The sequence below is a fragment of the Methyloferula stellata AR4 genome (genome assembly GCF_000385335.1).
Lineage (GTDB): Bacteria > Pseudomonadota > Alphaproteobacteria > Rhizobiales > Beijerinckiaceae > Methyloferula > Methyloferula stellata.
Genome location: NZ_ARWA01000001.1, coordinates 3,930,610 through 3,951,288, shown reverse-complemented (window position 1 = coordinate 3,951,288; position 20,679 = coordinate 3,930,610). Strand labels below are relative to the sequence as shown.

Sequence of the window (20,679 nt, the reverse complement as noted above, 5' to 3'; positions counted from 1 at the left end):
TTGGAAAAGCCAATAAAACCCTCAACCGGCTACGGTTTTAACAAAGCTTAACTTTGGTGCCACGGCATATGCAGATATCGGACGAAAGCAACAGTGACATTTCTCACGGCGCGCCACGTGGCCCGATTACGCGGGCGATCGTCGCGATCGTCCACGCGAGCAGCCACCACGCCAAGCTTGTCCTGCTTCTGGGCGTTCTGCTTTCCGTGGCCGCGGCCTGGTATGCCGGAAACCATTTCCAGATCACGACCGATACCAATGAATTCATCTCGGCGTCCTTGCCTTGGCGCCAGAGGCTTGCGGCTTTCGATAAGCTGTTTCCGCAACTGACCGACAATATCGTCGTCGTGATCGATGGCAAGTCGCCCGAACTCGCCGAGGCCGCAGCCGCCCAGATCGCCGAAAAGATGCGCGGCAAGCCGGATCTCTACTCTTCGGTCGAGCGGCCGGACGGCGGACCCTATTTCAACAAGAACGGCCTTTTGTTCCTGCCGCCCGAAGAGCTTCAGCAAACCGTCGAGGGGCTCATGCGCGCGCAGCCCTTCCTCGCGGTGATCGCCTCCGATCGCAGCCTGCGCGGGATCATGGATGCGTTTTCCTTCGTCAACCGCGGTGTTCGCGCCAAGGCGGGCACGCTTGACGATTTCGACAGGCCTATGGTTGCCCTTTCAGGCGCTCTGGAAAAAATTCTCGCCGGACAGAATCCTTTCTTTTCATGGCGCGGGCTTTTTACCGGTCAGGCGCCGGATAAGCGCGAGCTGCGGCGCTTCATCAATGCGAAGCCCATTCTTGACTATTCGGCGCTCGAGCCCGGAGAAGTGCCGTCGGAATTCATAAGGCAGACCGCGCACGATCTCGGCTTTACGCCCGCCGATGGCGTGCGCGTGCGGCTGACCGGATTGGTGCCTTTGGCGGATGAGGAATTTGCGACTGTCGCCGATGGTGCTGGCCTCAATGGCGCGATTACCGCGCTGATCGTGCTCTTCATCATCTGGCGCGCCTTGAAATCCATGCGCATCGTGGTGGCCGTCGCGGTCAGCGTCGTCGTCGGCCTTTGCATCACAGCTGCAATCGGCCTGATGATGGTCAGCGCCTTGAATCTGATCTCCGTCGCTTTCGCTGTCCTCTTTGTCGGCATAGGCGTCGATTTCGGGATTCAATTCAGCGTCCGCTATCGCGCCGAACGTTATGAAGAGCCGGATTTTTTCAAAGCCATCGACCTCGCTGCTTCAAAAGCCGGACGTCCGCTGGCGTTGGCCGCCGCCGCGACGACGGCGGGGTTTTATTCCTTCTTGCCGACCGATTACCGCGGCGTCTCGGAATTGGGCCTCATCGCGGGCACCGGCATGATCATCGCCTTTTTCAGCGCGATCACCGTTTTGCCGGCGCTTTTGTCTTTGCTTCGGCCGCCGGCCGAACGCGAGCCGGTTGGTTACACGTTCTTGGCGCCTGTCGATGCGTTTTTATCGAACCATCGCTATGCGATCGTCTTCGGCACTTTGGCGATCGCGCTCGCCGGGACGCCGCTTTTGCGCAACCTCCATTTCGATTTCAATCCGCTCAACTTGCGCAGCAGTAAGGTCGAGTCGGTTGCGACTTTGCTCGATCTCGAAAAGGATCCAAACGGCGATACGAACACGATCAACCTCTTGGCCCCGAATTTCGCGGCGGCGAAGCCGATCGTCGAACGGCTCGAAAAATTGCCCGAGGTCTCGCGCGTCACGACTCTCGAAGATCTGGTCCCGGCGGATCAGGACGCGAAGCTTCCGATCATCCAACATGCCGCTGCGATCTTGTCGCCGCTCTTCGATCCGCAGCGGCGCCTCGATCCGCCGACCGACGCGGATGATGTCGCGGCGATGAACAAGGCGGCCGAGGCTTTCACGACGACTGCCGCCGGTGAGTCTGGGAAGGGCGCCGATGACGCGCGCCATCTTGCCGATCTCATCCGCCAGCTGGCCGCGGCACCGCCGGCGACGCGGGCGGCGGCGCGCACCGATCTGTTGCCGAGCCTGAATGTCACGCTCGATCTGATGGCGGATTCGCTGCAGCCACAAAAGACGACGGTCGATTCTATTCCCGCGGGGCTGCGCGCCGATTGGGTCGCACGTGACGGGCAGGTCCGTATCGAAGCCGTGCCGAAGGGCAATCCCAACGACAATGAGGTGCTCGCCAAATTCACCAAGGCCGTGCAATTGATCGACCCCAATGCGACCGGCGAGCCTGTCGCCATTCAGGAGTCCGGAGCGACCATCGTCAAAGCCTTTGTCGAGGCGGGGCTTTGGGCGCTTCTGTCGATCAGCGTGCTTTTGCTGATCGTCCTGCGGCGGATCAGCGACGTGCTCTTGACGCTCGTGCCCCTGCTGCTCGCAGGGCTTGTGACGCTCGAAATCACCGTCTTGATCGGCTTGCCGCTCAATTTCGCGAATATCATCGCTTTGCCGCTGCTGCTCGGATTGGGCGTCGCCTTCAAGATCTATTTCGTCATGGCTTGGCGCGGCGGCACGACCAATCTGCTCCAATCGAGCCTGACCCGCGCCGTCTTCTTCAGCGCGCTCACGACGGCGACGGCTTTCGGCAGCCTCTGGCTGTCGAACCATCCGGGCACGTCGAGCATGGGCAAGCTGCTGGCGCTGTCGCTCTGCTGCACGCTCGCGGCAGCCGTGCTCTTTCAGCCGGCCTTGATGGGGCCGCCCCGGGTCAAGGAAAAAGACCTAGACGTACATTGACCTCCGAAGCGGGCTTCGGAGGTCATGAGAGCGGGGTCGTTTAGCTGGTAGGCTGGCTGCGGACTGCTTGAGCCTCAGGAGCCGAAACCGGCGCTGCCTTCTTCCAGGCTGATATATTTTTGACCGTAGAGCTGGACGCCGAGCTGCTTGATCAGCTCTTGCTGGGTCTCGAGGAAATCGATGTGTCTTTCCTCGTCCTTCAGGAGATCGTCATAGAGCTCTTTGGACACGCGGTCATGCACCGAGTTGCAATATTCGGCGGCTTCCGTGTAGAGCGCGCGCGCCTCATATTCCGAGGCGAGATCGCAGGCGATGATCTCCTCGACCGTCTGTCCGATCTTCAAGGGATCGAGGACCTGCAGGTTGGGGAAGCCTTCGAGGAAGAGGATGCGATCGGTGAACCGGTCGGCATGGCGCATCTCTTCGATCGATTCCTCGCGCCACTTCTTGCCTAATTCCTTGTAGCCCCAATTGCTCAGGATGCGGAAATGCAGCCAATATTGGTTAATCGTCGTCAATTCACTGCGCAGGCTTCGATTTAAATATTCGAGAACCTTTTCATCACCCTGCATCGGGGAGACTCCAACATTTGAGAGAAAGAGGCAGCCATGAGACCGCCGAATCGGAGACTGGCTATCTAGTTTAGATCAGTTTTAAACAGGATAGGGCGGTGGGGCAAGAAATCAGCCCCGGATGACCATTACCAGACAAATTCACGAAGAAAAGCTGGTCGCACCATTGTTGCCAGCCAAATCACACATGTTGGAATCGAGCACGTTTGCTTCGGCGAGCGCCTGAATAATGATGGTCTGAACCGTCGAAAAGCAACGTCCGCAGTTAGGGCTGCAGCCCATGCATTTATAGAGGGCGCCAGGCGTCTTGGGACAGGTCCCGCCGTTGATGGAAGCGCGGATTTTCGTGTCGGAAAGAACGTTGCAGGAGCATACGATCATCGGGGCACCGAAAGTACGATCCGCGCAGCGAATCGGTGTGAAAGGGTGAGCGCTTAGAACAAAAGCAAAGGCCATGCCATTAGTGTGATCGCGGTCGAGTTGGGCTGTTTGAGAAAACCTGCCGCATCGCAACCGTTGAAGAAGCGATACATCCAATACTTTTATCGGGCAAGTGCAGCCAAGAAAATTACAATCATTCAAAACTAAAAGCTGAGCACTGCTAGATTAAAACAGTTCAAGAATAGATTTGTCTAAAAGGTAAGCAGCCGAGCTAAATGCGATGCAGTCGCAAGTCAGCGGTCGACCTTGAACAATTTCGCACTGACCGAGAGCTGCTGATTGGCTCTCTCCGCCTCCGACAGAATCTGCGGGAGGAGCTTGTCGGCATTGGCGAGCTTGGCGGCATGGAGCGCCGCTACGGGCCTCGTGCTGGCGACGGCCAAGAGGAATTGTGGCTTTCCATCCGCGAGCTCGGGTCCGGGGTGGAGCGAAAACGACAGCTTATCCTCGCCTGTTGTCGGCACCGCGTGCACCGATCCGTCGTCGGCGACCAGCAGAAGATCGACTTGACGGCCATCGAGTTCGGTCAATGTCCCGGAGAGAGGTTGCCCGGATTTCAGCGTCGCGGAGGCAAGCTCGAGGCGCGGCGCTGTTGCCGCATGGGCGCGTAGCTTACCGAGAAACGCGACGACCGGACATTCTCCGCTTGCGACTTGCCGCACGCCGATGTCGGCTTCGAACCCTTGGGTCCGGCGGAACGCGTCGTCCATCACTTGAAACGGCGCTGCCGACGTGGCGTAGCCTTCGAGGACGGCGCCTGACTCGGCCACCTGAACCGGCTTTACGAAGAAGCAATCCCCGCCGTCATATTGATTGATATATTGCGTCACGGCACTGATCTTCTGGCGCCGCGCCGGATCGCCGGATTGATCCAAGAGCGTCTGGATGTCGGCGCCGGGTTGGGTGCCGAGCACCAGCTTGCCGATATCCGCGGGTGCGGCGAGGCCGAACCCGACATGGCTGACCTCGGGTTCGCCGGGAAGGGCCTGCGGGGGTGTCTCCGAATTGGTCAAGGCGGGTGCCTGGTCGGCCTGCAAGACCGGCGCTGCGGGAGGCGCCACATTCGCCGAAGGCCGCAAGACCAGATAGAGCCCGATCGCGACAAGGGTCGCCGCGGCGAAGGCGCCGCCGCCGATCAGCATGGCGCGCTGCGGACCGGCGGTGCCGGGCTCCTGCCTCAGCTTCTGCTTTGGCTTGAACTGCGTGGCAGATTTTTGCCGCAGCTTGAGACCAGTATGCCGCACCGTCGTGCCGGGGCCGGCCACCCACTCGGCGACCTCCGCCATCGAGGCCGGACGGTCATCCGGGTTGGGCTGCAGCATCTGTTCGATGAGCGGCCGCAGACGCGAGTCGATCGGGCCGATGTCAGGAACGGAGCGGCGCTTTTCGATGACGTCGACATGGCTGCCGCCCATATCGACCGGCCCGTGGCGCAAGGCTTCCGCGAGCACGAGGCCGAGACTGTAGATATCTGAGCGCGGCGTCACGTCGCCGCCGAAGAGTCCGAGCTGTTCGGGCGAGACATAATTATATTTGCCGGCAAAGCCGCTGCCGATGACGGTGCCGTCGTCGCCGAGGCGCGTCGAGCGGGCGATGCCGAAATCGATGATCTTCGCGCGGCTCATATCGCCGGCGGGGATGATGATATTGTCGGGCGACACGTCGCGGTGGACGATGCCGCGTTCATGCGCCGCGTTAAGGCCGGCGGCAATCCGCTGCATGAGCCGATAGACGGCCTCGAAGGCCAGGGGGCCGCCGCGCAACATGGCCGACAGGCTCTGCCCGTCGACATATTCCATCGCGAGGTAAGGGCGGTTGAGATTGGGATCGATCGTGAAGACGTAATAGCGCACGATCGCTTCGTGATAGAGATTGTGAAGCGCCGAAGCTTCCTTACGGAACAAGGCGAGGGCCGCTTCGGCCTCGGCCATATCGGAGCGGATCAGTTTGATGGCGACGATGTCGCCCGTCTGAATCGCGTGGCCCTTATAGATTTCGCCCATGCCGCCGGCCGCGATCGGCTCGTCGATCTCGTAGATGCCATTCAGCTGAGTCCCCGGAGGGATGATCGGCCGTGTGGCTCCAAACGAGGCGGCCTGGTTCATTTCTGACCCCATTGCGCGATCGGACCCGTCGTCGCGGGAAAGACCACGGTAGAGCCGCGCGGTGCATAGCGGATGACGACAACCGTGACATTGTCGAGCGCACCGCGCTCCATCGTCAGGGCGACCAGCGCATCTGTCGCGCTTTGCGGCGCGTGAAAGCGCGCGATCTGGAAGATTTCCTCGTCGCTCACATGCGCGGTGAGGCCGTCGCTGCAGATCACGAACGTGTCGCCTTTCTGCAAAACGCCTTGCGTTATTTCGACATCGATCTCGTCGTGAACTCCGATCGCCCGCGTAATGACATTGCGGCGCGGCCAGTTCTGCGCTTCTTCCTGGGTGAGCACGCCTTCGGCGATCAATTCCGCGACTTCGGTATGATCGCGCGAAATTTGCGACATCTGATCGCCGCGCACGAGATAAATGCGGCTGTCGCCCGACCAAAGACAGGCATAATAGCCGTCATGCGCGAGGAAGGCCGCGACCGTCGCGCCGATCACGATGCCGCCTTTCTCGTCGGCGATCTGCAAAAGCTTATGGTTGGCCTGCGACAGTCGATCGTAACAGAGTGTGACGAGATCGGTCACCGAGGTCGGCGTTCTGATCGTCTGCAAGGCATTGACGACCGTTGCGCTGGCGAGCGCGCCCGCCTCATGTCCGCCCATCCCATCGGCGACGGCCCAAACGCCGCTTTCGGGCAAAACGAGAAAAGCATCCTCGTTTTCGTCCCGGACCTTGCCGACGTCGGTCGTTGCCCCGCTATCGAATATACGGACCATTTGACTCATAACGGCTTTACCCCGATCGCAATCGTTTCTGCCCCGCGGGGGTCGAAATGTCCTGTGAGCATATCCGTAAAGACCCGCGTTTCGGGAAAGTGTTTACGCATCAAGCCGACAGGTCTGAAACCTTCGCCGCCGGCCGTCCACCAGAAGGTCGTCGCCGCGACGCTACAATCTTGATAGGCCAGTCTGCAAACCGCGAAAAGCTCGGCCAGCGGCAGAGCCGGCCTATCATTGAGCGGCGTGCCGAATTTCGGTTCTGCAACAGGCTCATGCGCCACCTCGGCGCCGGCATTTTTCAAATTGCCGATTTCTTCCAGAACCGTGTCGAGCGACGTATCCGGTGCGAGCGCTGACAGGAGAATGTCTTCTATTTTTTCAAACCAGGCATGACGCGGATCGACATTCGGCGGCCTGACGACGTCACCGTCAGGCATGGCGATCAGGGTCAAAGGAAAATACCGGCCGACCGCATCCATGGACGGCATGAAGGCGCCGAGAATGGCTTGCCCACAGACGTCCGCGCCGAGCCAGAAACGCCAGATCGGCGCGGACCTGAAGGTCTCTTCCCATGCGCCCGCGCCGAGTTTGGCGCGGCTTTCCGACATGCTCTTTTCCAGCCAGGTCTCCCAAAAGCGCAGAAAGCTCCGTGGCACGGCGTGAGCGATGAAGTCGCGCCTTGCGGGGAGCTTTCCGAAAAGGCCGTATTGCATCGCCGGTCAGGTCCCGCTCGGACAGTGGAATGATCGCAGCAGCGATAAAGCCAGAGGTTTGGTCCCGTTGTTGGGCGTGAAGCGGAATTTGAACTCGCGGCCGGCGAGGGTGAAGCTCGCGAGCGTGCCGTCGGGGGTCACTTGTCCGGTGTCGAGGACGCGGTAAAGCGCCCAAACGCCTGTCTTTTCGATGGTCAGCGGCGGCCGGCCGCCGGGCATTTCGACGCCGAGAACGGCGCGATGCGGCTCGCTCGAGCCCGGCCATTGAACCGTCGTGGAGGCGGTATTGCCTCTTGCGTAAATGGCGGTGCTGTCGATTTCGAGCTTGACGCCGGTCGTCGTCGGCGGTGTCACGGCGACGGTAAAGCCGGGCGTGGGGCCGTCAGCGAAGAATGAATCGCGGATCGCCGCGGCCTTCTGGAAATCAGACAGCGCCGTCGGCGACAATTGCCGCGAGATCGGGGCATCCTCATGCCATTTCCAGTCGCTGCCGGAGGTGTCCGCGGCGGGAATGATGGTCTCGGTCGCGAATTGATCGAGCAATCCCTTCGGCCCGAACATGCGGCGGAAATCGGCCAGCGTGACCTCCTGCTCGGCATTGGCCGAGAAAGGATAACGGCTCGCGATGGTCTCCTGGCATGAGAAGGTCACCTTGTCGCGCAGAACCTGAACGCGGCGTGCCGATGCCGAGTCGGCGATTTCACGCGTCACGTCGTTTGCCGTCGTGTCCATCATCATCGCAAAAGGCGGCGGCATGCGGTCCGTGTCGTTTTTGAGTTTGCCGACTTCCGCATCGAGCCGCGACGAAAGCTGATCCGCCTGCGACGTATTGGTGGCAAGCCGGTTGAGATTCGATCTGATGTCGTTCAGGTCCGACAAAATGAGATCGATCGGCCGGCGGCCGGAATTGCCTTCGACGAGCAATTGGTAGGGACGCAGCGCCTTATCGACCATTTTGGCCGGCGACTCGCCCGAACTGCCGACAAGTGAGGCCGCGGCGCCATTCGGTGTATTGGAGGCGCTGTCGCCGAGACTCTGCGGGACGTCGTGCAGGGAGGTTTCGTCGTGGATCGCTTCAAGCAGGCGCGCGATCGGAGACGTCACGGCGGCGGCGGCCGTCAGCAGCGGATAGGTCGGCCGGTCCTCGGTTAGGCGGCGGATCTGCACCTTGGCGATATTCTCCTGCCAGGCCGCGACGAAGTTCTTTGTGTAGATGTCGACGAGATCGGGCAGCAGCCGCTCGTATTGATCGGCGACGACCGGCTGCTCGCCGAAGCGGCCGAGGATCCAGCGATTGCGATTCATCTCGGTCTGCATGGCCATCAATTGCCCGACGAAGGCATGTTCGAAACCGGCATGCGTGAAGAAATAAGGAATGTGGAACCGGTCGAGGGAATCGTCGAAGACGACGAGTGCGCCGGCGCCTGCGTTTTTCGACGCGATCCAATCGTCGATGAGAGCCGACTTGGCTCTGTCTTCGAGCAGTTCGTAGGCGCGTTGCGCCGGATCAATGCGCGCCAAGGTTGCTTGCGACCGTTCGACAAGCGGTCCGTTCAGCGAGACGAAAGAATTGCGGCCATTGTCGAGGTCGAGCATCGCGACGAGATGCTGCTCGAGTTCTTTGCGTCCATCGGCATTTTTCGGGCCGGCATAGAGATTTTCCGACCAGTCGCGCTCCATCCAGCCGATCAGCAAGGGCCGGTCGACGGTCTTGAGGCCGCCGAGCATCAGATAGACCTTCAGCGCCTCATAGAGGAACTTCGGATCGTTGGCATTGGCTTCGAGCTGTTCTTCGAGGCGATAGATGAGCCTCGGCCGCAAAAGCCGTTCGAGCCCGATCTGATAGGCGGTCTCGGCCGCCGAGCGAAGCCTTGCACTTTGAGCAAGGCCGAAGCCGGCATAGGAAATCACCGGCGTCGTATGGTCCTGATAGCCGCCGGGCATGAAGCGAAGCGCATGCAGGGGCGGCAGGATCTTGCCGAAATCGCGGTCCGAGACGGTGTTCGTCTGGCTGAGACCCGAGGCGAGCGTCTTATACCGGCTGCTCGCATCCTGGCTTTGCGTGATCATGTCGTTGTTATGCGCATAGCTCACCCACCAGGCGCCGACGATGAGCGGCACGACGGCAAGGAGCGCGGCATAGGCCGCGGCCGTCATCAGGCTGTTGGCGCGGACGCGCGTGACCCATCCGGCTTCGCCGATGATGACGATCTTGATGAGATCGGTCAGGAAGAAGCTCTTGCCTTGTCCGGAGAAGGTCGGCGCGGCGACGCCTTGCGCGCCGAAATTCTTTGACAGCGCGCCGAGCAATTGGTCGATCGGCGTGCCTTGCTGCGTGCCCGACGTGAAATAGAGGCCGCGCAGCGCGGCATTTATGGGATAGCGGACCGGATCGAAGATCTGGTCGAGGAAATTCGCGATCGGTTGGCGTAGCGCCGCCATCTGCGCAGGGAAGCCGAAGAGAAGGACCCGGCTCGTCGGGTCTTTCTCGTTTTCGAGCTTTTCCGGCAGGCTCTGGTTGAGGCGCGTGATCAGCGCGTCGAACTCGCCCGGCACTGTGCCGATCATGTTGCGCGTCTTGTCGGCGGTTGGAAATGTCGCGCCCCAGACCTGGCGTCGCGCGCCTTCGCCGAGATCGTTGAAATATTCCATGAAGCCGATCACGAGATCGGCCTTGGTGAAAAGCGCGTAGACGGGAAAGTCGACCTTCAGCCGGTTGTGCAATTCGAGCAGGCGGGCGCGGATCGCGTCGGCGTGCGCGGCGAGTTCCTTGGCGTTCGAGGTCAGGATATCTTCGAGGCTGATCGCGACGATGACGCCGTTGATCGGCTGCCGCGGCCGGCTGCGTTTCAACAAGTCAAGAAAAGCGAACCAGCTTTTCTGATCGGCTTTTGCATCCGAATCCTGCGTCGTATAGCGACCGGCCGTATCGATGAGCACGGCATCGTCGGTAAACCACCAATCGCAGTAGCGCGTGCCGCCGACGCCGGAGACGGCGCCGGGCGTAGCCCCTTGCGCCAGCGGAAATTCGAGGCCGGAATTGACGAGCGCGGTGGTTTTGCCTGAGCCCGGCGGCCCGATCAGGACATACCAGGGCAGATCATAGAGGTAATTGCCGCTGCCGCCGCTGACATCGCGCAAGGTCGCAAGCGCTTCCTTCATGCGCTCGGCCAAAACCGGCGCGTCGCTGTCGTCGGCGCCCATCGTGCGCGCGATCTGCTCCGCGCCTTGCTTGCGTATGTAGAAACGATAGGCCTCGGCACCGCCGACGGCCAGGAAGATCAAAAGAATGATGGTAAGGCGCGGGCCCGCATCCTCGAACGGCTGAAACGAACCGAAGCTCAAAAGCGGTGCGGCGAACCAGATCAAGAGGGCGAGCAGGAAGGCGCTGCCGAAACTGATCGCCAGACGAATCCAGAGTCTCGTTTTGATCAGGCGAATGCCCGATTTAAACCAAGGCTGCCAGCCTTCGCTTTGCCGCTTCATGGGTCGCATCTAACTGTCCCAAACTATACAGAGCCTGATCGCTCGTCTGACTTGCGAATCACGCTCCAATCTTTCGTTTCGACGCATGATCTATTCCGAAGGTCGAGCCGACTTTTCGGGATCACGCTTTAGTCGCTGCGGGCGATGACCATATCGATTCTGCGATTCTTCTCGCGCCCTTGCGGAGTATCGTTGCTGGCAATCGGCGCGTCGCTGCCCTTGCCTTCCGCTTCGACGCGGTCGGGCTGCGACAGCGATTGCCTCAAGACGCTCGCGACAGTGTTGGCAAAGGCCTGAGACACTTCGAAATTCGAGGCAAAGCGCGCGTTCGATACCGGCGTGTTGTCGGAATGGCCGATGACCTTGATTTGTCCTTTCTCATCATCGAGTGCCGAGATGATGGACATCAAGAGCGCTCGCCCGTCTTCGGACAGAGAGGTCTTGCCCGGCTGGAACAGGCCCTTCTCAGGCGCGCGGATGATGATCTGATTGGGAGTCGTCTCGATGCTGATGAGGCCTGCCGCTATATTCGGCTGCAGCACCTTGCGAATATGTTCGAGCTGCGAGATCTGGGTGGCGCTTTGCGGCGCAGGCGCGGGCGGCGGCACGGAACTCCGCCGCGCGAGCGTCACGGGTGACGGCGGATTGAGCGAGACCATGGTCTGCGCCGCTTGTTCCGCGTTGTGCCCGAGCAGAGTTCGAAGCACGATGAACAGGATGAAGAGGCTGAGCGCGACCGCGCCCGCGACGGCCCAAAAAGGCACGTAGAGCCGCACGGCCTGACTCGGAAGCGATTGGCCTTCCCAATGCGGCGAAAGATAACGTGATTGCCTGGCTTTCGCCTTTCCGATGATCTCATAAAGATCGTGCTGGACGTCGCGTTCCAAAGCGTCGGCCGTCGTCGAGGTGCGCGGCGCGCCTTGAAAGCCGAGCGCGAGACAGGCATGCGCCAGTTCGACGACGGGATAGAAGCCAGGCTCCAACTTCACGCGTTCAATTTCGGAGAAGACTTTCTGCCCGGTCATGGCCTCGCCGAAAAAACGGCTCATCAGGCTGCCGCGCGCGGCGGGCGGGCGATCGTCGCCGGGGAGATTGGCGAGAACCTTATCGGCTGTGGCGCATAGAATATATTTGGCCGCGTTAGCCTGTTCCGAAGAAATGCCGGCCTCTTTGAGATGGGTCTCGAATGTCTGGACGGCCTCGGTGATCTGCGGCGTCAGGCTTGAGGCAGGCGCGCGCACGAGCGATGTGCGCAGTCGCCCGAGCAGAAGCAGCAAGGGCAAGGCAGCGCGCAGGATCGGATTGTCGTTCGGCGCCTGAAGTTCGGCGCTCTGTTGGACGGCCTGGCGCGGCGCCGCTTGGAGAGGCGCTGCGGAGGGTTCGGCTATTGGCGGCGGCGCGACGGGCCGGCGGCCGCCGGGATTGGGACGGAAGACCGTCCGATCGTCGTGAATAGCAGGCCCAGCCTTATCGTTTGCCGGCGGTGGCGGCGGAGGCGCCGGTGCCTGCCCTGGCGTCCGGGGTGGCGGCGGCGACCGGAAAACCGTGTTGTCGTCATGCGGCGGAGGCGGCGGTGCGCCGGGCGTGGGCGCCGGAGCGACGGCAACCTTGCGCGGCGCCGGGCTCGGCCGGAAGACAGTGCGGTCGTCCCCACCGGGAACGTTCGGCATCTTGTCCTTGTCGCTCATGGCCTCGGGTCCCGCGCTTTCCGCAAAATCACGCTCAATCCTATTCGCATGGGGAAGGCTGCCGCGTCCAGTTGCGCACATCCCGGATACATGAGCCCGAAAAGTGGAGATTTTCGGATAAGATCATGTGTTGAAAAAGCAAAACCGGAAGCACGCCTCGATTTAGGTCGCCGCGGATCGGCGCTAATCTTTTGTGCGATCGTAACATTCCGCGAAATACAGCATGAAAGCATCGACGAGACCGTCTTCGTGCCGCAATGTCTTGGCCTGCCACCTTGCAAGATAAAGATCCCAAAGCCGCGCCTTGCGCGAGCTGAGCCGAGACATCAGCCCTTGATCGGGGCCCATGGCCGCGTCGATCTCGTCGGGATCGAGATCTTCGACCAGCATTTTGACCGCGTTCTGCATCGCGGAGAAGGTCTTGACCTGATGCGTCTTGAGATCGCCGAAAGCGCCTTCGAGCGTGCGCCGCGCGTCGAGATAGCCGCTGGTCTTAGGACCGAACATGATTTTCAACGCATCTTCCGGCGTCGGCGCAAATTTCAACGGATTATTGTCGAAGGCCTGCACCACGGTCCGGTTCGCGGTACGTGCGAATCGTTTGGCGCTGTCGCGGGCGCTCAGCAATTGCTTCAGGCTCGCGACGACGAAATGAATGAAGAAGCCAAGGTCTTCGGCGGTTTTCAACTTGTCCTGACGGTCGAAGAGCTGCACCGGAATGCCGGCCGCCGTCGCGAATTGCTGAAGAAAATCGTCAAGCGTTACATCGGACTTGCCCTGAGCGGCCGGGGCCGCAGGCGGCAAGTCGGGTGCCTCGGCCTTGGGCATGCGGGGTGATGCTGCGATGCTCTCGGCAAAGACGGGTGCTCGGGCAGGCTCGCGCACAGGTTCGCGGGCCGGCTCGGGTGCAGGTTCCCGGGCTGGTTCATGCACGGGCTCGGTGAAATAGGGCGTTTCCGACACTCGGGGCATGCTGACGAGCGGAGCCGCCGGCTCGAAATCCGCAGCCGGCTGCGCATCCTCGACAGGCTCGCAGGTTGGAATTTCGAACGGAGCCTCGCGCGAGGCCTCATGCGCCTGTTCAGCCTGTGGCACGCCGAAGTCCGCGGCTTCGGCCGCTTCCGGCCGTTCGGCGACGAAAGGGTCTTCGGCAGGGATTGCATGCTCTTCCGCGGGCTCGGGCTCCGCCTCGGCATGCGCCGGTTCCTCGGCTTCGGAGGCCGGCTCGGAATGAACGTCCGCCGCATTGGCCTCGGCTATGAGTTCCGCGATCTCGAACGCGCCCGGCTCGGCAGCGGCGTGCTCTGCGGGAGCGCCCTGCGTCTCAGCCTCGGCGCCTTCCGTCTCGGGCCTCTGCGCGTCTTCTTCGATCGTGACGGCGATAATATAGGATCCGATCGCGAGCCGATCGCCGTCCTGCAGCTTGTGCGGGGTCTGGATCCGCCGCGAATTGTCGTTGAGAAAAGTGCCGTTGGTCGAGACATCGTAGAGCCAATAGGCCTCGTCGCGATAGCGGACCTCGCAATGTTTTCCGGAAATGAAACGCGAGGGATCGGGTAGGGTCCAGTCGAGATGGGCGCCACGCCCGATGTCGAGGTTCCGCTTATCCGTAATTTTGACGCTCACGGGAGCGCCGTTCGGCAAGCTCGTCTCGTTTTCGATCGTCAAGATCAGCGTCATAAAACAACTCCGGTACGCTCATACAGTTTGCCTTATCCCGAGGCCGTCGTCACCGTCTGTGTGAACGGCATGACGCCAAAAGCTTTGCCTACGCTGCAAATCGTCTTGTCGGAAGCCGGCAGGAACGGTTTTACGCTTTCTGTCTCGGGCTCAATTTCAATCGTGATCACATAAATACCGACGGCGATCATATCGCCATGATTGAGAGGCTGCGGGCTTTTGATGCGCGAGGCCATCCCATTCATAAACGTGCCATTGGTCGAAATGTCATAAAGCCAGTAGGTCCCTGCCCGATAGTGTATTTCGCAATGTTTGCCCGAAATAAAGCGCCTTGGATCGGGCAAGGTCCAATCAAGGTTACTGTTGCGGCCTATGTCGAGGCGGCCATGTTTCGGCATGCGAACGGTGGCTGGAACGCCTTTCGGCAGGTTTTCCGTGTTTTCAATTCTGAGGATTAATGTCATCGGACCGCTCCTCTTCCTACAAAAGAACTGTCCCCATAAGAAAGTTTTCGTTCCCGGTTTACCGTGTGAAAGCGCACGAGACATTGGTCCCGACGTCCTAAGACTACGTTGCGCGGTGCTTGGACTTGGGCCTATATTGGCGGCGTGATAATTGATCTGCGCAGCAAGGTCTTTCCGCCGGGAGCAGGTTCGGATCGAAACCGCCCGGCCTGCGAAGACCGCCGGGCCGATGCGGCTCGAACCGCGATAGACATCGGGTCGATCCGGTGCCCAAACCGCTGAAAACGTGATCAAACCTGTAGAGCCGCTTGACCGATGAAGCACTCGCTCTCCATTCTGGGCTTGCTGATCTGGAGCGCCGTCGCGCTGCTTCTCCAGACGGATCTGGCTGCCGCCGAGCGGCGCGTGGCGCTTGTTCTCGGCAATTCCGCCTACCAAAGCGCTTCGCTCAACCTCACCAATCCGAAGAACGATGCCGAGGACGTCGCCGCGGCCTTGAAAGGCTTGGGGTTCGAGGTCGTCGTCGAGACGGACGTGAGTTTGAGCGACACCAATCGCGCTCTGCAAAAATTCGCCCGCATGGCCGCGGAGGCCGACACGGCGCTCTTCTTTTACGCTGGTCACGCTCTGCAATATCAAGGGCATAACTATTTGATGCCCGTCGATGCCGACGTGAAGGACGAGATCAGCCTGCCTTTCGAGACGGTCGCCGTCGAGAATGTGCGGGCGGCGCTCGACCGCTCGAATGGCATCAAGATCATGATCCTCGATGCCTGCCGCAACAATCCCATTGCCGAGAAGCTTGCAAAGCTCGCCGGGTCCGCCACGTCTTCGCCCATGCCGGCGAACGAACGCTCGCGCGGTCTCGAGCGAATCGACAAGACCCAAGGGCTGATCGTCGCCTATGCGACTGGCGCCGACGAGGTCGCGCTCGACGGGCAAGCCCGCAACAGCCCGTTCACCACGGCCTTCCTGAAGCGCTTGAACGAGCCGGGGCTCGAAATCGAGATGATGTTCCGGCGCATCGCCAATGATGTGAATGTCGCAACCGACGGGCGCCAGCGGCCGGAGACCTATGTGTCTTTGGTGAGCGAATATTATCTCAATCAAAATGACCGCGTCGCCTGGGAGCAGATCAAGGAGTCGAACGATCCCGCGGCGTTTCGGGATTTCCTGGCGCATTACCCGTCATCTTATTATTCGATCGAAGCCCGTTATCGCCTGGATGCGCTGTACCGCGCCCTGGAAGAGAGCAAGAAGCGCGCTTTGCAGGAAGCGGAAGACAAACGCCGCGAAACCGAAAAGGCCGAGGAGGAAGCAGCCCTCAAACTCAAGGCAGAGAAAGCCTGTCAGGCCAATCGCACGGCGCTCGATGCGATCGGCGCGCGGGATCAAAACGGTCTTAAGAGCTTCATCGAGGGCAACCCTTGCGACGAGGCGAAACAGGCCGCGCAAAAGCGTCTCGCGACCCTGCAGGATACGCTCGCTGCGGAAGCCGAGGCCTGCCACCGCGACGCCGACGCCTTGGCGGCTTTGGGCCCGCGCGATCTCGCAGGCGTCAAGGCTTTGAACCAGAAAACCACGTGCGCCGACGTCAAGGCCGCAGCACAGGGGAAGATCGCGGCGATCGAAGCCGAGATCAACGCGGAACGGGAGACCTGCAAGCGCGAAGACACTGATCTGAAAGCCTTTACCAAAGCGGGCAACCGGGTGGAAATCGACAATCTGCGCCAGCACGGCCAATGCCCGGCGACGGCCGCCGCCGCCGAGCGGGCGATGCGCGACGTCATTGCCGCCGCGGAGGCGGAAACCTGCAAGCACGAGGACGCCGAGCTGAAGTCGCTCACGAAATCCGCCAATCGCGCGGAGATCGAAAACCTGCGCCAGCGCGCCAAATGTCCGGCGACGGCGGCCGCCGCCGAACAGGCGGTGCGCGATATCATCGCGGCGGCGGATGCCGCTTGTGCCAAGGACAATGCGGCGCTCGCCGCGATTGGGCCGCGCGACGCCGACGCCTTGCGCAATATGGCCAACAAAGCCTCTTGCGACGTGGTCAAGACCTCCGCCCAGCAGCGCTTGGCGGCGCTTGAGCACGACAAGGAAATCTGCAAACGCGACGAAGACCAATGGAAGGGCCTGGCGAAGTCCACCAATCGCGGCGAGGTCGAGGCGCTGCGCCAGCATGTCGAATGTCCGGCGGTGGCGAGCGCCATCGATCAGAAGATCGCCGAGCTTAAAGCCGCCTGCGATCGTGACACTGCGTCTTTGTCTTCGATCGGCGCGAGCGATGCCAGCGCTTTGCGCAGCTTCATCGGCAAAGCGACTTGCGACGATGCCAAGACGAACGCCCAGACACGCCTTGCCACGCTCGAAGCCGACGCGCTTACCCGGGCCAACCATGAAAAAGACATTTGCCGCCGGGACGAAGACAATTGGAAGCAGGCGGGCTCATTCGGCAAACCGGCGGACATCGAAGCTTTGCGTCAGAGGCTTGAATGCCCGGCCATCGTCGCTCTTGCCGATAAGGCGCTCGCCGACCTCAAGGCAGCCTGCGCGCGCGAGACCGCGAGTCTGAATGGATTGGCGGCAGGCGACACGAATGGCGCCCGAGCGCTCGCCGACAAGGCCATTTGCGACGACGTCAGGACGGCTGCCGGGTTGAAACTTGCGGCCATGGAAGCCGATTTCGCGCGCAAAGAAGAAATCTGCCGCAAGGAAGATTTTGAGGCGACGGCATTGGAAATGAAAGGCCCCGACGGGCGCGACGATTTGGCGGCCCTCGAACACAACATGACATGCGATCGTCTGCGTCCGTCCGTCCATGCGGCTCTCGACCGCCTCGCGGCCTTGCCGCCGGCGGACACAGCCAAGCAGGAGCAGCCGAAGCCAGCGAAGGAAAAAGAGATCAACACGCCGGAACTGGTCACTGCCGCGCAAGCCGAATTGCATCGTCTCGGCTGCCTTGATGACAGGCGCGACGGCAAGCTCGATAAGATGACGCGCGTCGGGCTCGACAAATATTACGAAGCCCATAACAAGCCGGTGCCGAACAAGGTCGACATCAAGATCAACGATGAATTTCTGGCGGAGCTCAAAGCCGAAAAAGGCCCCGCCTGCGTGGTTGCTTCGCTGCCGCCGCAACAAGAGGAAAAACATAAGACGCACCCGCCGCTCGATCAACAGCCGGTCGCACGGCATCCGCCGCGCGAGGAGCATCCCCCGGCGCGGGCCGAACGCGCTCCGCCGCCGAGAGAGCATTATACGCCGCATCAATCCGCCGGTGGCGGCGGTGGCTATGGCGGCGGCGGAGGGGGCGGAGGCAGTGGTGGCGGAGGTGGCGGCGGCGGTGCCAGCATGGGCGGCGTCGGCTTCTAAACTTTTCCGTTTGGGTCCAGCCGATGGGCGCGACCTTCCTCCCGTGGAAGAGAGTGCAAGACCCTCAATGCCCGTCCGGCTCGTTGTTTTCCGGCGGGGTGGCGGATTTGGGCCGCAGCCGCGTGACGCGAAGCTCGCCCAGATCCTCAAGGACCGGATAGGCCGCGCCGGTGACGAGCCGGTCGTTGACGCTTTTCAGGTTGCGGATGAGATCGAGATAAAGCGTGCGGGTTTCGACGCCGTCGGTTTTATTGTTCCGCAGATGCTGGAAATGCACGTCCATCGCTTTGGCTTCGATATCGCGAAAGATGGTTTTTTCGCTGGCGAGAACGCGGGCGGCGCGTACGTCTCCCGTCATGAAGATCGTTGCCGCGGCGCGCAGGTTTTGCGACAGCCGGTCGAGCACAGTATCGATCGATGCCTTTCCCTCGGCAGAAAGCGTCTGGCCGCGTTTGAACTGTTTATGCGCCGTCGCCAGCATATTGCGGTCGAGCGTATTGCCGGCGTGATCGAGATTGGTCGTGAAGGCCAGAATGGACGCGAGCTTCTTGTCGTCGTCTTCGGTGAGAGATTCGGGATCGATCACGGTCAGATAGGATTGGATGGCCGTGTTCAGACTGTCGAGATGATCGCCCATGCGCCGTGTTTCGGCGATTTTCTGCCGGTCGTTTTTTTGCAGCGCCGCGCGAGTCTCCTGCAGCATCTCGTCCAGAATATCGACCATGCGCAATGTCTCGCGGGTGGCGCATCCGAGCGCGATGGGCGCCATATCGCGCGCAGCCGGGTCGAGATAGATGGGACGCGATGGGTCCGGCACTTCGAAATAGGCCGGCATCCAATGGCGCAAAAGGCTGGCGAAAGGCGATAGCAGGGGCATGAAAAGCAGGGCCAATGCGAGATTGAAAAATGTATGAAAATTGGCGACGCCGCGTCCGAGGCTCGGTTCGAGATTGACGAGGAGCGGGCCGATCTTCGGGATGAGTGGCAAAACGATGGCAGCCCCGACCAGACGGTTCAGCAAATTGCCGATCGCCGCCTGCTTGCCGGTGCGGTCGCCGCCGCTCGGCGCTTCGAGTACCGGGTTGAATGCGGAGCCGACATTGGCGCCGATGACAAGCGCCAGGGCCGTGTCATAGGAAACGACGCCCTTCGCCGCAAACGACATGATGAGAAGAACGATCGCGACGCTCGAATGCGCCGCCCAGCTCAAAGCGGCGCCAAAGAGAAGTGCGATGAAAGGCGTCGTCGCGATGGCGCCGAGCAGAAGGCGCAGGCTCGGAACATCCTCATAAGGCGTGATGATGACGAGGAGCCGGCCGAGAGCGAGAAGGATCAGGCCGAGACCGATCGCGACGCGTCCGAGATCGCGGGTGCGATTTGCGCCCTGCCGCCGGAACATCATGAAGCCTATCAGGATGAAGATCGGCGAAATCCGCGCCACATCGAATGACAGAAGCTGCACGACCAATGTCGAACCGACATTCGCACCGAGCATCACCGCGAGCGCGGGGACGAGATCGACCCAACCCTCGGCCGCGAAGGCCGAAACCATGAGGCCGGTCGCCGTGCTGCTTTGCAAAAGCGCGGTGACGCCAAGGCCCGCGGCGAATGCCTTCAGGCGATTGTCGAGGGCCCGTGCCAGTCCACGCCTGAGGTTGGGGCCATAGGCGCGCTGGATACCGCTTTGCACCATATGCACGCCCCAAAGGAGCAGAGCGATGGTGCCCAGAAGATCGATCAAGGTCAGTGTCGCGTCATCCATGGGCGCGCATCCTCGAGTAGGACCTGTAGCCCTTCAAGTATAGGCATAAAGCCGTGCTTGTCGCGATCACGTTTTAAGGCGAAATCAAATTTCGGAGGATGCTTTGGCTTCCGATGCGTTGGCTTGGGCCGCCGCGTCTGTCTCCGATACCGCGGCGCGATCGACGAACCAAAGGACCGGGGCGTCCGTCTTGAGACGCGCGGCGGGCAAAGCGAGGTCCTTCGCGAGCACCCCGGCCAGAGCCGCGCGCTTTTCTTCGCCCGCGACGAGAAAGAGAATGGCCGCGCTTGCCTCAATGGCCGGATAGGTCAGCGACACGCGCGCTTCGTCTTTGACGCCGATGACGGCTATCGTCCAGCTCTCGCGTTCGTCGAGCGCTTTGGTGCCGGGAAAGAGCGAGGCCGTGTGGCCGTCGGTGCCGAGGCCAAGCAGCGTGACATCGAACAAGGGCCGCGCCGGATCGAGGCTCTTGGCACCGCCATATCTGGTACCGTAAAAGCGCTGCAAATCCTCTTCGTAAAGCGCCGCGGCTTTCTCCGGTGTCCCGGCCTCGACCGGGACCCGATGGATATGGTCCGGCGGGATCGGAACATGCGCGATCATCGCCTCATGCACCATGCGATAATTGCTGTCTTTATGATCGATGGGCACGAAACGCTCGTCGCCCCAAAAGAGGTGGACCTTGTTCCAGTCGATGTAAGGTTTGAAGGCTGCGCTCGCGAGGAGCTCGTAGACGCGTTTCGGGGTTGAGCCGCCGGCCAGATTGAGGGCGAAAGGCTCCGAGGCCACAACGATACGCGTCGCAAGCCAGAGCGCCGCCCGCATGGCCATGTCTTCCGCGTCGGCGGCAATATCGATGATCGGCTCATGCGTCATGGCCAGCGT

Annotated in this window: 13 protein-coding genes; 2 read left to right on the top strand and 11 right to left on the bottom strand. The window is 61.2% G+C overall.

Annotated elements, in window-relative coordinates; genetic code table 11:
* Positions 1 to 68 precede the first annotated feature (68 nt).
* Complete coding sequence (hpnN, locus tag A3OQ_RS0119615) at positions 69 to 2,729, top strand: hopanoid transporter HpnN (RefSeq protein WP_020177149.1); 2,661 nt, start codon at positions 69 to 71, stop codon at positions 2,727 to 2,729.
* A gap of 74 nt (positions 2,730 to 2,803) precedes the next feature.
* Here the strand turns inward: hpnN and bfr are convergent, their stop codons facing one another.
* From bfr to A3OQ_RS0119565, 9 genes are all read right to left on the bottom strand, one after another.
* Positions 2,804 to 3,301, bottom strand: coding sequence for a bacterioferritin (bfr, locus tag A3OQ_RS0119610; protein WP_020177148.1), 498 nt, complete (start codon positions 3,299 to 3,301; stop codon positions 2,804 to 2,806).
* A gap of 141 nt (positions 3,302 to 3,442) precedes the next feature.
* A complete protein-coding gene (locus A3OQ_RS24940; protein ID WP_200860013.1) occupies positions 3,443 to 3,838 on the bottom strand; it encodes a (2Fe-2S)-binding protein in 396 nt (131 codons plus the stop codon).
* Between the two features lie 137 nt (positions 3,839 to 3,975).
* Entirely contained in the window at positions 3,976 to 5,847 is a 1,872-nt protein-coding gene (locus tag A3OQ_RS0119595) for a serine/threonine-protein kinase (RefSeq protein ID WP_020177145.1), read from the bottom strand.
* Positions 5,844 to 6,623: a PP2C family protein-serine/threonine phosphatase gene (locus A3OQ_RS0119590; RefSeq protein ID WP_244427197.1), complete on the bottom strand. Its 780-nt coding sequence runs from the start codon at positions 6,621 to 6,623 to the stop codon at positions 5,844 to 5,846. The genes A3OQ_RS0119595 and A3OQ_RS0119590 overlap by 4 nt, the downstream gene beginning before the upstream one ends.
* 5 nt (positions 6,624 to 6,628) lie before the next feature.
* Complete coding sequence (tagF, locus tag A3OQ_RS0119585) at positions 6,629 to 7,339, bottom strand: type VI secretion system-associated protein TagF (protein WP_020177143.1); 711 nt, start codon at positions 7,337 to 7,339, stop codon at positions 6,629 to 6,631.
* A 6-nt stretch (positions 7,340 to 7,345) separates the two neighbouring features.
* Positions 7,346 to 10,825: a type VI secretion system membrane subunit TssM gene (gene tssM, locus A3OQ_RS0119580; RefSeq protein WP_020177142.1), complete on the bottom strand. Its 3,480-nt coding sequence runs from the start codon at positions 10,823 to 10,825 to the stop codon at positions 7,346 to 7,348.
* Positions 10,826 to 10,953: 128 nt separating this feature from the next.
* Positions 10,954 to 12,513, bottom strand: coding sequence for a type IVB secretion system protein IcmH/DotU (icmH, locus tag A3OQ_RS0119575; protein ID WP_020177141.1), 1,560 nt, complete (start codon positions 12,511 to 12,513; stop codon positions 10,954 to 10,956).
* A 183-nt stretch (positions 12,514 to 12,696) separates the two neighbouring features.
* On the bottom strand, positions 12,697 to 14,193 hold the full coding sequence (tagH, locus tag A3OQ_RS24165) for a type VI secretion system-associated FHA domain protein TagH (protein WP_020177140.1): 1,497 nt from the start codon (positions 14,191 to 14,193) through the stop codon (positions 12,697 to 12,699).
* A gap of 32 nt (positions 14,194 to 14,225) precedes the next feature.
* Positions 14,226 to 14,741: a type VI secretion system-associated FHA domain protein gene (locus A3OQ_RS0119565; protein ID WP_083931626.1), complete on the bottom strand. Its 516-nt coding sequence runs from the start codon at positions 14,739 to 14,741 to the stop codon at positions 14,226 to 14,228.
* A 231-nt stretch (positions 14,742 to 14,972) separates the two neighbouring features.
* Between A3OQ_RS0119565 and A3OQ_RS25235 the strand changes: the two genes are divergently transcribed.
* Positions 14,973 to 18,032: a caspase family protein gene (locus A3OQ_RS25235; protein WP_020177138.1), complete on the top strand. Its 3,060-nt coding sequence runs from the start codon at positions 14,973 to 14,975 to the stop codon at positions 18,030 to 18,032.
* Positions 18,033 to 18,096: 64 nt separating this feature from the next.
* Here the strand turns inward: A3OQ_RS25235 and A3OQ_RS0119555 are convergent, their stop codons facing one another.
* Both A3OQ_RS0119555 and pgl read right to left on the bottom strand, forming a co-directional pair.
* The gene (locus A3OQ_RS0119555; RefSeq protein ID WP_020177137.1) at positions 18,097 to 19,794 is read right to left on the bottom strand and encodes a Na/Pi cotransporter family protein; all 1,698 of its coding nucleotides are present in this window, start codon (positions 19,792 to 19,794) and stop codon (positions 18,097 to 18,099) included.
* Positions 19,795 to 19,878: 84 nt separating this feature from the next.
* Positions 19,879 to 20,670 carry a 6-phosphogluconolactonase gene (gene pgl / locus A3OQ_RS0119550; RefSeq protein WP_020177136.1) on the bottom strand — a complete coding sequence of 264 codons (792 nt, stop codon included), beginning with the start codon at positions 20,668 to 20,670 and terminating at the stop codon, positions 19,879 to 19,881.
* Between the last annotated feature and the right edge of the window lie 9 nt (positions 20,671 to 20,679).